The following is a 14,773-nucleotide window of genomic DNA, read 5'->3' as shown; positions in this document are numbered from 1 at the left end:
TGTGACGTACTCCATTGTTACACAATGGTATTAGAGACATACATTAGTATGTCTCTTTTTTCATGAAGTATTATATCATAACGTATAAATTTTTATTCATTTTGAGTAGAATTTAGTAAATATTCCATTATCAACGCTTATCTTTAAAATGTACAAATTATTCACTAATCTTATCAAGGATAAACCGACGATAATAATTTCAAACACTATCTAAGAAGTGCCATAATTATGAAGAATGTAAATTCGTGCTATCCCCTTTTTGTCAAAATGTGTTAACTAATCTCAAGTATCACCAAGGCTAGCATCTTTCATTATCGCTCAATCTTGACTATCCTCTCTTGCTCTAACTTCCTATAAAAACAATAAAAGCATCACACACATAAGTGCATGATGCTTAAAACCTGAATCAACTTAGCACGAAGCCTTGTTGACCAACGTCATTAGCGCTGATTCCTTATATCTCATTATAAATAATTCCGCCGCCCGTCGCCAGCGTCCTACAGATCTGGCAGCGTTACTATGGGATGCAGCGTGAAGTTATTCTGCTTCTTAGCATTTGGCACATCTTAAGGTGAAGTATTGCTCCCAACAATAGTGTTACGTAATACCGTATCTTTCATTTTCGCTTGTATTTCATCAAGAGTATCCTTATTAGCCTTGATATATTCGGCCAAAGCTAATTGATAAAGAGCAATGAGCTGTGCTACGTATGCATTAGCATGCTTCATAAATGATAAATTATTGGCATCCTCCCAGTATGAATCAGTGATATTTGCTTTAGCGAATTCCTTCTTAAAATCTTTAAAGGAATCTATATTTAATACACGAACAGTATTTATCTTAGTTCGATCATAAAAAGCATTGCGTTGTGATTTTCATTTATCATAATGTTACTCATCTAACATACAATTAACACAATATGCCAATGCATCATAATCCATAAAAACAGTATCCTGAGGGATACTATTTTTAGGTTGATATGTAACTCCAGTAGTTTTTAAAGGTATTAGTCTCTCCTGCCATAATTTCTTATCAGAAATTACCACTTTACGTAAGTTCTCATCAACATATGTGTCCAAGTAATTTTTAAATACTTTTTTGGCAAAATCCTTTAAATTGTTCCATGCAGTTTTTATTTCTTCAGTTATATCTAGTTCATATCCCCACTCATTAATTCTCTCTATATTCTGGCGACTTAACTCATGAGTATCCATCTCATCAGCATCAATTTTTACATGAAGAGTAGAATGAAATCTTTGTCGGAGATTAGCTTCATCATTTTACATCCGTATGCATTTTCACTCCTGACATTGGAATGCTAGTATGCATAGCATAGTCTCGAAGAACTTTCATATTCTTTTCCGTATCTTTATTTTGTAAATCGATAATCAAAGCCGAAATATTCGCATTCTCATGATTACGTTGAAAGCTTTTACAATTCTCTACAAACATTCTATGCATAAGTATGTAAGCTGTTATACTGCTTTCTGTTAAGTTGAAAACAGTGTTAGGATCTATTTTCCTAGCATCATATTGTGCTGTTAAGTCTTGTAATAAAGAAAATTGTAAATTCACATTTCGATATGTTCGATACAAATCCTGAATTGGTAAAAAGATTCTTAGCAATTTGCTATAGTTTTCAAACTTCTCTTTATCTATTTGTTGAATAACACCAAAGGTATTAACTTGAACCCAAGCATAGCCTTCAAAAATTTTAATCATTCTTCCCTAATCACCTTCTATACTCAATATTTTTCAGTTATACCGCTTATTTATGTAATAGTTGCATAACTCCACTAATAATTTAAACAATGATCGCATGGTAGCAATTAGCTCTTCCGTTTTGGGTTCACTTGGATTATCAATATCAAGCAATAACTGAGCTGCTGCATGAGAAAGTGGATTATTGTTTCTTAGGTCATTCGCCTTTGAGATTATCTCATCTGTTTCATTTTGCTTATTCAAAATACGATAAACTTTTTGCAGTTGCTGTTTCTTATAATACCCACTATAAATAGATCCTTTTCCTTTTCCTTTTCCTTTTCTTCCTCTCCTCTTCATTCTTTTTCTTTTATTCTCATCAAAATAGAAATCAATATTTGCAGTTGTTCTATCAAAATAATTTTTAAAAAATGCATAACTTGTTAGTATGTTGTTCTTAGAATATTCTATTATCGATTCAAAATACAAATAGTAGGAGATCCAACCTGAAGTAATATCGGCGTCAGTAACTGTAATTAAATTATTTATAGCAACACTTTCAAACTGGGATTTAAAATTACCAGTATAATCATAATCTAAGTAGGTAGCCAAATTATGATCAATATTGTAAATATGCGAGTAAAAGTTTCTAAATGAGGTTCTTCTATGAGTCAAATAAGTTATTGCCATAACTAAATCATAAAATGTCCATTCTTCAGCTTTTTTCTTCCCTAACATACTTAAAATAGGCTTTATTAGTTTACCGTCCTTAGTATTCAAGAACATAATGAATAATCTTTTGGGATCTACCCAAAAGAAGTCATCATATGCTATCAACTTTGAAAGTTCACTTAATATATAAGGATCTTGATATACAGAAGTTGCCCCTGAATTTATCTTTTTATCGTAAATTATTTTATTAAACAACTCATCTGGAACTAAATTACTATCACTTTTAAATGAACTATCAATTATCTTTTTATATTCTTTATAATCTAATTCATTATCAGCTAAAAGATCATTCAAAGATTTTAAAAATTGAAGAAATCTGTCTCTAATATTATTTAAGTTCAAATCAGAATCATCAACAATTTTAATTTGATCTTCACCATAAAAAGAGGTTTTAATTTCATTTTCTAATTCATCTGATCGTAAAAATTTAGTTTTCTCACTATTTATTGCTAAATCCTCTTTCTTTAAATATGAAGAATATTTATTTCTAATTTTATGAAAGCTTCTTATATCAAATTCATTTGAAAAAATATATAAATCATCAACATATCGTACTATTTTAAAATCTGCAATATTTAAATTGTTAGTTAAATAATCTATAAGTCTATTATCACTATCATTTAAATAAACGACTGTTGCCAAATAGGAACTTGCAATACTATTTTCAACTAATGGAAATTTTCCCTTTCCACAATATTGTAAAAATTCTTTATATATTTTTAGTTGATTTAATTGAACACTATCATTACAATTCACTTTTATTTTTTCTATCAATTTATCAACGTTAATATTAACAAAAAAACTAGAAATATCTGTTTTTATGAAATAATCATATTTTGTCGCACATCTTTTACATTCACGATAAAAATAACTATATTCTTTACTATATTTGGCATTCATTGAACTGTAATTACCTGAATAATAAGTTGCAATCTGAGTACTCCTAGTATTTTGATATTTCAACGAAATTTCTTTTCCTATAGCTTGAAGAACTAAGAATAATATTGGTGATAATAGTGTTGAATCCCGAAAACTACCATCCTTTTTTAAGAGATAGTTATCTGTAATCCTCATAACATCAGTAAATTGTACTATTGCTCCATTTTTTATATATTTACTATAAAATTTATCATTCATGAGATATTGCTTATCATTCCAAGTCATTTTAGAAAATGGATAAAGTTGTAAGTAATTTCTTAATGATCCCGAACTAATCTTAAAATACATGTTACATGTATCCTTCCAAACCTTTTTAGAAATATGAAATAAATAGTTTGTAGTATCTTCCATTTTCCGCTCTCTATATCTTGGTCACTAAAAAACTCCATTAACCTCACTCAGAGATTAACGGAGTTTTACAACATTTATAGCAATTTAATTATATCAATATCATATATTTTTATGTATCAAAAAAGCATCCCCCACAGGGATGCTTCCTTCCTCATCTATCCAATTACTTCCCCAACTCATCAAAGAAGCCTTGCTTCTTCAAAATTTCAAGATATCGTCTAACCGCATCAGGCCAAACAGGCAATGGCTTAAAGCCGTTCTCCACTAACTTGCTCTTATCGAGGCGTGAGTTGAATGGGCGAACTGCCTTGGACAAGCCATATTCGGCAGTGGTGACTGGCGTTACCTTGGTGTCGTAACCGGCTTGGCGGTAGATTTCCTTGGTGAAATCGTACCAGGAAATGTAACCAGTCTTAGTGCCGTTTTCGTCATAACCGCTTTCGGTTGCTGGCAATTCTGAGTTGGTTGCGTGGTAGTAACCGTACTTGTCGGTTTCGATCATGTCGACTAACAAGCGAGCTAAGTCAAAGGTGTAAGTTGGCGTACCGATTTGGTCATCAACAACCTTAACTTCATCGTGGGTAGAACCAACCTTAAGCATGGTCTTGATAAAGTTATGGCCGTTGATGCCGAATACCCAAGCAATACGAACGATGAAGTACTTGTCCAAAGTGTCGGCAACAGCCTTTTCGCCGCCTAACTTGGTTTCGCCGTAAACGTTCAATGGCTTGTAACCCTTGAAGTCAGGCTCCCATGGCTTCGTGCCTTGACCGTCAAATACATAGTCGGTTGAAAGGTAAACCATTGGCACATCGAGCTTCTTAGCCACATTAGCAATATTTTGCGTACCGCCAACGTTAACCTTACGGACAGCTTCGACCTTGTCATCGTCTTCAGCCATATCAACAGCGGTCCACGCAGCACAGTGAATAATCACATCGGGATTTACTTCAGTGATTACCTTGTCAACTGCATCGGCGTCGGTGATGTCCAAAGCAACGTATGGCATCTTGGTAGCGGCAGTACCATCGGCAACACCGCTATATTCAGGAGCCAAGTCTGAACCTATGCCTTCATAGCCGCGCTTAGCAAGTTCATTCATTACGTCATGGCCAAGTTGACCATTAACTCCAGTTACAAAAGCTTTCATTAATTAATCTACCTCGCTAATTAAAACTGAAAGGTATCTTTCAAACCTTTCCATTCTTGGTCACGTTCTACTAAGTTAAGCTTAGTGCCATCGTCCATGGTGTAGCCGCTAGCATCTGCACTGCCTGGGTAGTCGCCCTTAACGTGTGGCCACTTGATACCAATTTCGGGATCGTTCCAAGCCATACCACCTTCGTCATTTGGATGCCAGAAATCGTTAACCTTGTAACAAAATTCAGCAACATCACTTAAAACTAAGAATCCATGTGCAAAACCTTGTGGAATCAAGAATTGCTTCTTGTTCTCTGCAGTTAATTCAACACCATACCACTTACCATAAGTCTTTGATTCACTACGAAGGTCAACAGCAACGTCAAATACTGAACCACGAACAGCACGAACCAACTTAACTTGTGGATAATGCTTTTGGAAGTGTAAACCACGAAGCACACCCTTAGTTGAACTTGATTGGTTGTCTTGTACGAAGTTAATGCTGAAGCCGGCATCCATCATGTCTCTTTGGTTAAAAGTTTCCATGAAGTAACCACGATCATCACCGTGAACAGTTGGGGTGATAACAGCTAAACCTTCAATACCGCCGACATTTTTTTCAACTTTAATTTGTCCCATTATTTTTCTCCTTTATTGAAAATTAATAACGTAATTTACCTTCTGCAACTGACTTCAAGTGTTTTCCATATGGACTCTTGCCATAGTGTTTTGCAGCTTCAAGCAATTGATCTTTATCAATCCACTTGTGGATATATGCAATTTCTTCAGGAGCTGAAATTGCGACACTTTGACGTTCTTCGGTCATCTTAACGAAGTTGCTTGCATCTACCAAGCTTTGCATTGTACCAGTATCAAGCCAAGCATAACCACGACCAAGAAGTTGAACGTTCAAATTATCTTCATTCAAGTACATCTCATTCAAGCTGGTGATTTCTACTTCACCACGTGCACTTGGTTTAACTTGTGCAGCTTTTTTACTAACGCCAGCCGGGTAGAAGTAAAGACCAGTAACAGCATAGTTGCTCTTAGGATGTGCTGGCTTTTCTTCAATAGAGATTGCCTTGCCATTCTTATCAAAATCAACCACACCGAAACGTTCTGGATCGTTAACGTAATAGCCAAAAACAGTAGCCTTGCCTTGTTGTGCATCAGCAGTTGCATTCTTAAGCAATTCAGTAAAACCGTTGCCGTAGAAAATGTTATCGCCCAAAATCATGGCACAAGGTTCACCATTAATGAAGTCTTCGCCTAAAGTAAAGGCTTGAGCCAAACCATCTGGACTTGGTTGTACCTTATAGCTCAACTTAACACCAAATTGTGAACCATCACCTAATAATTCCTTAAAGCGAGGCGTATCTGCTGGTGTTGAAATTACCAAAATATCGTTAATGCCAGCTAACATCAAAGTTGATAATGGGTAATAAATCATTGGCTTATCATAAACAGGCAACAATTGCTTGCTAGTTACCAAAGTCAAAGGATAAAGTCTAGTCCCTGATCCACCTGCTAAAATAATTCCCTTCATGATACTAATCCTTGTCTAAAACCTTTCTGTTACCATACATTTCTTCATAGTAATTTTGGTAGTCGCCAGAAATGATGTTTTCCCACCATTCCTTGTTATCCAAGTACCATTGAATGGTCTTCTTAATACCATCTTTAAACATGGTTTCTGGAAGCCAACCTAATTCGTTGTGAATCTTTTCTGGATCAATAGCGTAACGACGGTCGTGTCCCTTACGGTCAGTAACATGTTCAATTAATGAGTAAGGCTTATCTAAGTAGTCACAGATCAACTTAACAATATCGATGTTGTGCATTTCGTTGTGACCACCAATGTTATAAACTTCGCCTGGAGTACCCTTTTCAAGGATCAAATCAATAGCCTTGCAGTGATCCTCAACGTAAAGCCAGTCACGAACGTTTTCACCATCACCATAAACAGGCAACTTTTCATTATTCAAGGCACGTTGAATCATCAATGGGATCAATTTTTCTGGGAATTGATATGGACCATAGTTGTTTGAACAACGTGAAATTGTTACAGGCAAGTTGTAAGTTCTGCCATATGCACCAACTAACAAGTCTGCACTAGCCTTACTTGATGAGTATGGGCTAGAAGTGTGAAGTGGGGTATCTTCGTGGAAGAACAAGTCTGGGCGATCAAGTGGCAAATCACCATAAACTTCATCAGTTGAAACTTGGTGGAAACGCTTGATGCCATACTTACGACATGCATCCATCAAAACTGAAGTACCAATAATGTTGGTTTCAAGGAAAATTTCTGGATTTTCGATTGAACGGTCAACGTGGCTTTCTGCAGCGAAGTTAACGACTACATCTGGCTTTTCTTCTTCGAATAACTTGTAAACACCGTCACGGTCGCGGATGTCTAACTTAACGAACTTGAAGTGAGGATTGTCCATCACGCTCTTCAAAGTGGACAAGTTACCTGCGTAAGTTAAACTATCCAAACAAATAATGTCATAATCAGGATGCTTCTTCATCATATAGAAGATGAAGTTAGAACCGATAAAACCGGCTCCCCCAGTAACAATAACCTTCATAGAATTCCTCCGACTTAATACTTAATTCATATCGATTGTACAACCTTACGTTACGTCACTTTCAAGAGTAAAAAATAAAAAAGAGTTATACTTTTCGACTAATTACATCTAAAGTACAACTCTCCCATTCATTACAGTTTTTCTTCCATATTTTTCAATCTCATTATTTTATCTACTTGTTCTTGTTCACTAGTTTTTTCTAGTTTATATACTGTAGATTTACCGTTTCCTTCTGAAATTAAAATTTTTTCATCTATTAGATGGTTTAGTCTTTTTCTTACAGTACTGTTGCTTCCAAATTTATCATTCATATCCTTAAACATTTGAGAGAAACTAAATTCAGATTTTTGAATGGCATAATCAATAATAAATTTTTCAGTTGGATCCAAAACCATCTCGTCATCAATTTTGGTTCGAATATCTATTTTCCAAATTCTTATTTTCGTAATTTTATTAGTTGCATCAATTTCGATTTCCGGTTCCATCAAGTGATTTCTGCTTGCAGCTCTTAAAATTCTGGGTCCCCCACTGGCTCTCTTTTCTGAAATACCAATCCTTCTAAATAAAGTGGCAATTTCTGAATTTCTTACCTCTGACTTTTGACCACGTAGAAATGATTCTCTGCTGACTCGCATATCACCAGGATTAGTGAATTCCCAATAACTTGGACGATCCTCTATTTGAATTGCTATAGTTCCATCATAATAAGCGTGCATCAAGCAATTAACTAATGCTTCCTTTGCAGCAGATCTTAAATCAGCAACATAGCTTCCCCTTGTCAAATCCTCATCTTGAATATACTTATCGTTAATATTAGAAGTGATTTTAGGCAAAACTATATTATAAAATGAATAAATATTCATTTCTGGATAATTCATGTCTCCTGCTGAAACACGATCAACCCAATCGGTGTCTCCATCTTTAGCATACCTTGTATAGTCTAATTGGAACCTAGGGAATCTATCCATTATTGACATAAACTTGACCAAAAATAGCAAACCGCCTTCAGTTAATTTACGTTCTTTACTTGAAGAACGTCTATCACGTCTCAATACTCCAATATCTGTTAAAAGTTCATAATCTGACTTCGATATACTATCTGCATCTTCTACTTTTTCTAACTTTTTACGATAGTCATTAATATCTTCTAGATTCAAATCACTATCCCAATCAAAGTTTTCAAGCAATCTAGTGTCAACCTGATCTTGGCTTTCAGCATATAAATACTTCAATTGATCATGTGTAGCAAGGCGATCACCGTCATCGGATCTCATATAAGTTTTGTCCTTATAAGTAATTGGCTTGTCAGAGAATTGTGCTGGCAATATCCTGATTTGAATTAATGTTTTGCCATCAAACTTAGCAACTTTAACATCAGAATCCTGGATTACAGGCTTATTAATTACGGTTGGATTGTTATTACTATTAAACAATTCCTTTATTACATCATCAGGTTGATCAACGCCTACAATCTTATAATGATGTGATTGAGGTTCATCTACACCTAATACAATAAGGCCGCCATCTGTATTAGAAAATGAACTTACTGTTTCCCATATATTTTGAGGTAACTTCCAACTTGCTGTCTTGAATTCCAAATGCAAATCTTCTTTTGGAATTGTAAACTCAAGAGCACCTACATCTTTAACAAAATTAATAAAATCCATAAATACACCTATAAGTAAAAGAAAGAAAAAAGAAAGGGATGCCGTTATATCAACGTTTGAAGCCAATCTTCTGTTTATTTAAAAAGAAAAAGAAAAGAATTGACATTTGCGTGTATTTATGATATGTGCCAATTCATTGTAAAAAGTTCTGTACTCTAATCTGTATCTATATTTACCTATTAGAATCATTATCAGCTCTAATAATTATACCTTGAAACTTACAAACGCCCAAATTAGTAAAAATTTGGATTTCATAATACATAATCACCAAAATTATTTCCTAGCAGCAAAAAAGCCAGCATCTTTGGTAATGCTAAAGCCACCACTAACCTTCTGCTCAACATATTGTTTAAATTCTTGGTAGTGGTTAAGCAGGATCTCGTTCTGGTTGCCGTGACAGGAAAGAATATATGAAATAATTGGCGTAGCTTCGGAGATTTCGATTGCGTCGTGATACTTCTTGCAGGTGATGTCGTCAAAGAACTTACTCAAAATCTGCTTACCGTTGTCTAAGCCGAAACGTTCGTACAAATTGGTAGATGATAAAACGATGTTGGAATTGAAGCTCTGAACTAGATCGGTGATCTCGCACATGTGGCGCTGGGAGTATGTGCTGCATACGAGGGATGCACCAGGCTTGAGCACGCGATGGATCTCCTGTAACGCTAACGAAATATCATCACAGTAAAACAGCATGTGATTGGCAATTACTAGATCAAAGGTATCGTCAGCAAAAGGAATCTTCTGCGCATCAATCACGGCATATTGAAATTCAGGCTTATCACCGATCTCATTCTTGGCATCAGCTAACATTCCTTCAGAGATATCTGACAAAATAATATTCACACCAGCTGGCACCTTATCGATATTCTGTGACCATAACGCACCATTACCTGCACCAAGTTCAAGGACCTTCATTCCTGACTTAAGATGTAAGTTACTAAATAGCCATGGGAACCAGCCTTCTTTATTCACTGAATAATCTCGGTGCAAACGGATGCGCGCAGAAATATTCGTAGCGTTCTTATACTGCATGCTAAGTGATTGATTCATCGAAGTTAAATGAATTAAGTTAAGCATCTTCGACCAATCAACCTGATCATTGCGATCTAGTGCCTGGCTAGTTGAGTCAATGGCATTCACCACATTCTTCATCTCTTCAAGTCGTTCTTCGACAAGACGCTTTTGAATCTGGAGTGAATTGCGGAGTAATTGCTTATCCCCTGATCCAATCGTCATTTCACGAATATCGCTGAGGGAAAAACCAAGATACTTTAATAGTAGAATCTGTTGTAACTTGGCAAAATCTTGGTCTGTATATAGCCGTGCACCACCTTTAGTATGCGTTGCTGGCTTTAATAAATTCTTCTGATCATAATAGCGAATTGTGCGGATCGAAACATGCGCTTTCTTCGCAAATTCGCCACTTGTGTAGTATTGGGACATGATAATTATCCTTTTATCATTAAATGCCTAATATTCTATTTCATTCACAACTATATTTTCATCCAAATCATTATATTTAAGTAAAATATTTAAGTTTTGCTTTTCTTCACCGTTAAATCGAAAAATATTAATTTTCTTTAGATTTATACAGGCTCTTATCAAATCAGCAATTAGTTCTTTATCTGATTGTAAAGAATGGCCAATTATTGTAATTTCATCAAATTCTTCTGGGAATGCATAATATTCTGGTATATTATTTTCTTCTGGCTTAATTGGTAATTTAATCTTAAATGGTCTAAAACAATTATTCTACTAAATAATCTATAAAACCGGTAAAAAAGTCTTTGTTTTGTTGCGTTTTTAACAAAATTTGTTCTATTCTTCGAAAGTCTTCTTTTCTCACACCTTTAAAAAGATCAAATTTTTTATCATAAAAATATTTACTATTTTCATCATAGTAATTACTCATAGAGCAAAGAATTTGATATACTTCTGGCTCAATTAAATATGGAGACAATTTATATTGGCTATAATAATATGCATCATAAGTTTTAAATCTATTAAATATATCGATTTTATGTAAATATTTTTTACCTAAATATCTTTTCAGGTCTAAAATATCTCTTAAATATGGTTTAGAAAAAATTCTGTAATAGTTTGGTACTCCTTCAACTAAATTTTCATTTGCATTACCTAGAATGATATATTTTTCCTTTAATGAACCATGAACATGGTATATTTTTTGTCTAGGAATTTTATACGAATCAGTAGTTATGTCAGTATAGTTAAAATTAATAATAGAACTAGCTGATTCTAAGTATTTTCTTACATTTTTTGAAAAACACCCCTTTTCTACATGCTCTTCCTCATGCTTTAAATATTTAATGAGACTTTTCTGAATTAAATACATTTGAGGTATTAATCTATAGTATGTTTCATGATACACTCCTGGATGTTCCATTATGGTACTATTACCATCAAGTCGCGTTGAAGACATTTTCATAATAAAATTTTCTAAATTATACCAATTTTCTTTACCGTCTAATTCTATTAATCTTTTTAGTTTCTGAGGTGCGTCATTACTCTCAAAATAATCTTTAAAACTACTATGTAATCCGAAATTTAAATCTATTCCGTTCCCTAATATTACTAATTTTCTCATAAAAATTTCTCTTATTAAAAATACTACACTTGTAAAGTTAGTTTTAGCATTTTTGGATATTGCTAATTAAATTTGATATAATAAGTGTAAAGATGGGCTTGATATAAGGGTAACTAGTCTGTTAGTTGCTTATTATATTAGGTACATCGTGTTAATATGATAATTACTGAAAAGGTCCCATAGGGGGTGTCTAGTTTATTAGGCGCTTTAACTATGGGGCTTTTTCGTTTTATCTTCTCCACTTTAAACAGTCATATATTCTAATTAATCGCCTAATATTTGTTCTTACTGGGGATTTAGAATCTTGTAATATATTTCTATCATTATCAAAAATCTCTTTTACGTAAATTGCAATAATAAATTGAACACTTAAGCTGCTTGATAGATTTGATCTAATTCTCTCTCAAAGATTTCATCTGGCGTGTGATATGCCAGGATCTTTCTAGGCAAAGAGTTGCACCAGGTTTCAATATCAATGATTTGTTGGAGAGAATAGTTATTGATGCAGTCTCCTTTAGGAATGAATCTGCGGATCAGGCCATTATGTCTTTCAACAGTTCCTTTATCACAAGAAGTATAAGGATGAGCATAATAAATAAGCGTTTTAGAGACTTGTTCCAAATTAGCTAGATCCGCAAACTCTGAACCATTATCAGTAGTAATTGTCTTAAAGATATCGTTCCAATGCTCGCTGTACTGTTTTTGAAGCATTTGAAAAGCCTGCATGACGCTGGCAGAGGTCTTGTCAGGTATACGAATAATCAGGAATTCGCGGCTCATGCGCTCGGAAAGAGTTAACAGAACCTGATCGTCCTTGGTCTTATGACCCAAGACAAGATCGCATTCCCAATGACCAAATTCGCTGCGCTGCTCAATCTCTTTAGGCCGCTCTTCGATGCTTCGTCCCAGCTTCTTCTTGTTTTGGCGAACATGATGAAGCTTGGTATTGCGCTTGAGCTTTTCGGGCAAGTCATAGTTTTTGATGGTCATCAGTCCTTGATCAACGTAGTTATACAGAGTTCTGGTGCAGACTGTTTGATAATGCGAGAATTCCCCGGTAGCTAAACTACGGTTGGCACAAACGTCAAGCGACCAGCCGTCTTCAAAGAAATGCTTAATGACATAATTGATAAAGCCAGCCTTCTTCAAGAAATCTGATTTGCGGCCACAGTGGCGCCGATTTATTTGATAAACGCTTTGGCCCTGATCAGCCTTGTAGCGCTTCTGCTTGCCGTGATAGAGAGAAACAGTGCCCCGTCTGACTTCATAGCTGATCGTAGAAGGAGAGCAGCCCAGTTCGCGAGCAATTGCTCTAATAGAGCAGCCATCTTTTAAGCGAGTTTGGATAATAACCCGTTCTTCAAATGACAAGTGCTTGCCTTTAACGTGCTGATTCATGGTAGAATGTAAAGAGTCCATTTGTGACCTCCAATAGATGCTTTTGTGGTTATTAACATTCTATCAAACAGGTCCAGATGGACTTTTATTTTTTACAAAGTGTTCAACTTAATTTTACAATCGACCAAAATCTCTTTTAATACTTGTCCTAATTTATCAACATCGATTTGATCTTCTGTCAAATATGACAACAATTCCGTAGCTTTCCCTATATCATCATGTTCTGCTTTCCAGATTTCATCTACGCTATTATATCTACAATATTTTCGATTTTTCTTAATTGTATTAGAAATTATTGCGTTAAAATCGTACTTTTTAGCTGTGTCTTCTGCTTCCTTATATGAACCATGAGCAAAGTGAAGCAACTTATTAACAGGTAATCTTCCAGAATTTTGCGATGATAAATTATGAAAAGCATATTTCAATAAATCATCTGCGTCCCAACCTAAATCTCCTAAAATTATATTACGATACCAATCATCACTACTTATTCCACTTAATCCTCGCAAACTGAGATCTGAAGCTTTTCCAATCGCCAAAGCTAAATCATCATCAGATATACGTTTATCATCTATATTCGCCACCTGTATCGTAGCTGTGGGAGTACTTGTAATAACATATTCATATAAATCCTGTTTAAGACGCCTTAACAACCGAACTGGTATTGTAACTTTCTTCTCAGCCAAAGCATCATACAAAAGAGAATAATCACTAAGTACTACCTTCGTCATGGATAAAGTTAGCCCATCTATTGAAACCTCAGAAGGAGTTATATCTACTCCCTTTTTATTTTCTTCATAATCTACAAATATAAATCTGTCTTTTAGCGTGTTAAGTTGAGTTTGATTCAAGCATTTAACAATGGCACTAATAATATTTCTAATGTTGCTATCACTAAGAGAATATCCCATAAAAATAATTGGATATTCAACAAAAATCGTCATTAATTTTGCAGCTAAGTAGGCTTCTTTATTATTAAAGGCTTCATAATCTTCTTCATCTATGATAATACTCTCAGGTTTATCAACAGAACCATGAATTTTATATATTTCCGCGATCCCTTGAATTGCAGAAAAAATTAATTCATTCTGTCCAATATAAGTTTTATAGTTATTAAAATGATCTTCAACAAAAGTATCATAATTAGTCGTTATAACTCCTGAGATATTTTTCACAGATAATTGTTCCAGTTGCCTAATTTCATTTTTATATTCTGGAACAATATCCCCTTGGCTTTTTATGTATGAAGCAATTTCTGCTTTAAAAGGAGAAAGTCCATTTTTTACTAAATCTGTAGTTTCCTTATTTAATGTTCTGATACTAGGATTTTCATACCATTTAGCGTTATAATCTTTTTCAATTAAAGTAGCTACTTTTGGCATCACATTTATCGAATTTCCAGACGACTGTACTTTATTTACATAAGAATTATATGCAAATTCATTATTTGAAACTTCTTTAGCAAAATGTCTTAACAATCCCTCCCAATTAGGTAATCCTAAATATCTTCTTGTCATCCCTGAGCCAATAAAAAGAAATGGTGTAGTAGTAAAATTAGCTATTAAATCTTGTAAATTCATATTATGTCCCTTTGCGTATTTATCATTAATGCAGCTGATAATTAGATAAATCATATCAAACTTACGTTC

At 34.4% G+C, this 14,773-nt stretch carries 13 protein-coding genes; all 13 read right to left on the bottom strand.

Annotated elements, in window-relative coordinates; translation table 11 throughout:
- Window positions 1-566: 566 nt before the first annotated feature.
- Entirely contained in the window at window positions 567-728 is a 162-nt protein-coding gene (locus tag LA20531_RS11255; protein WP_168170603.1) for a hypothetical protein, read from the bottom strand.
- 162 nt (window positions 729-890) lie between these two features.
- Complete coding sequence (locus LA20531_RS07385) at window positions 891-1,214, bottom strand: hypothetical protein (protein WP_056940266.1); 324 nt, start codon at window positions 1,212-1,214, stop codon at window positions 891-893.
- 61 nt (window positions 1,215-1,275) lie between these two features.
- On the bottom strand, window positions 1,276-1,722 hold the full coding sequence (locus LA20531_RS07380; protein ID WP_056940267.1) for a hypothetical protein: 447 nt from the start codon (window positions 1,720-1,722) through the stop codon (window positions 1,276-1,278).
- A gap of 33 nt (window positions 1,723-1,755) precedes the next feature.
- On the bottom strand, window positions 1,756-3,723 hold the full coding sequence (locus LA20531_RS07375; RefSeq protein ID WP_056940268.1) for an AbiA family abortive infection protein: 1,968 nt from the start codon (window positions 3,721-3,723) through the stop codon (window positions 1,756-1,758).
- Between the two features lie 163 nt (window positions 3,724-3,886).
- On the bottom strand, window positions 3,887-4,873 hold the full coding sequence (gene rfbD, locus LA20531_RS07370; protein WP_056940269.1) for a dTDP-4-dehydrorhamnose reductase: 987 nt from the start codon (window positions 4,871-4,873) through the stop codon (window positions 3,887-3,889).
- 20 nt (window positions 4,874-4,893) lie between these two features.
- A complete protein-coding gene (gene rfbC, locus LA20531_RS07365) occupies window positions 4,894-5,502 on the bottom strand; it encodes a dTDP-4-dehydrorhamnose 3,5-epimerase (protein WP_056940270.1) in 609 nt (202 codons plus the stop codon).
- A 22-nt stretch (window positions 5,503-5,524) separates the two neighbouring features.
- Entirely contained in the window at window positions 5,525-6,409 is an 885-nt protein-coding gene (gene rfbA / locus LA20531_RS07360) for a glucose-1-phosphate thymidylyltransferase RfbA (RefSeq protein ID WP_056940271.1), read from the bottom strand.
- Between the two features lie 4 nt (window positions 6,410-6,413).
- Window positions 6,414-7,451 carry a dTDP-glucose 4,6-dehydratase gene (gene rfbB, locus LA20531_RS07355; protein ID WP_056940272.1) on the bottom strand — a complete coding sequence of 346 codons (1,038 nt, stop codon included), beginning with the start codon at window positions 7,449-7,451 and terminating at the stop codon, window positions 6,414-6,416.
- Between the two features lie 131 nt (window positions 7,452-7,582).
- Complete coding sequence (locus tag LA20531_RS07350) at window positions 7,583-9,118, bottom strand: RNA-binding domain-containing protein (RefSeq protein WP_056940273.1); 1,536 nt, start codon at window positions 9,116-9,118, stop codon at window positions 7,583-7,585.
- A gap of 273 nt (window positions 9,119-9,391) precedes the next feature.
- Window positions 9,392-10,564 (bottom strand): MerR family transcriptional regulator, encoded by a 1,173-nt coding sequence (locus LA20531_RS07345; RefSeq protein WP_056940274.1) that lies wholly within the window; start codon window positions 10,562-10,564, stop codon window positions 9,392-9,394.
- Window positions 10,565-10,868: 304 nt separating this feature from the next.
- Window positions 10,869-11,726 carry an AbiH family protein gene (locus LA20531_RS07340; RefSeq protein WP_056940275.1) on the bottom strand — a complete coding sequence of 286 codons (858 nt, stop codon included), beginning with the start codon at window positions 11,724-11,726 and terminating at the stop codon, window positions 10,869-10,871.
- A 369-nt stretch (window positions 11,727-12,095) separates the two neighbouring features.
- The gene (locus LA20531_RS07335; RefSeq protein WP_056940756.1) at window positions 12,096-13,145 is read right to left on the bottom strand and encodes an IS30 family transposase; all 1,050 of its coding nucleotides are present in this window, start codon (window positions 13,143-13,145) and stop codon (window positions 12,096-12,098) included.
- A gap of 71 nt (window positions 13,146-13,216) precedes the next feature.
- Window positions 13,217-14,704, bottom strand: a complete 1,488-nt coding sequence (locus tag LA20531_RS07330; protein ID WP_082589061.1) for an SIR2 family protein — start codon at window positions 14,702-14,704, stop codon at window positions 13,217-13,219.
- Window positions 14,705-14,773: the final 69 nt, after the last annotated feature.

The organism is Lactobacillus amylovorus DSM 20531 (genome assembly GCF_002706375.1).
In the GTDB taxonomy this organism is placed as follows: domain Bacteria; phylum Bacillota; class Bacilli; order Lactobacillales; family Lactobacillaceae; genus Lactobacillus; species Lactobacillus amylovorus.
The sequence above is the reverse complement of the archived record's forward strand: the minus strand, read 5'-3'. Positions and strand labels throughout refer to the sequence as shown.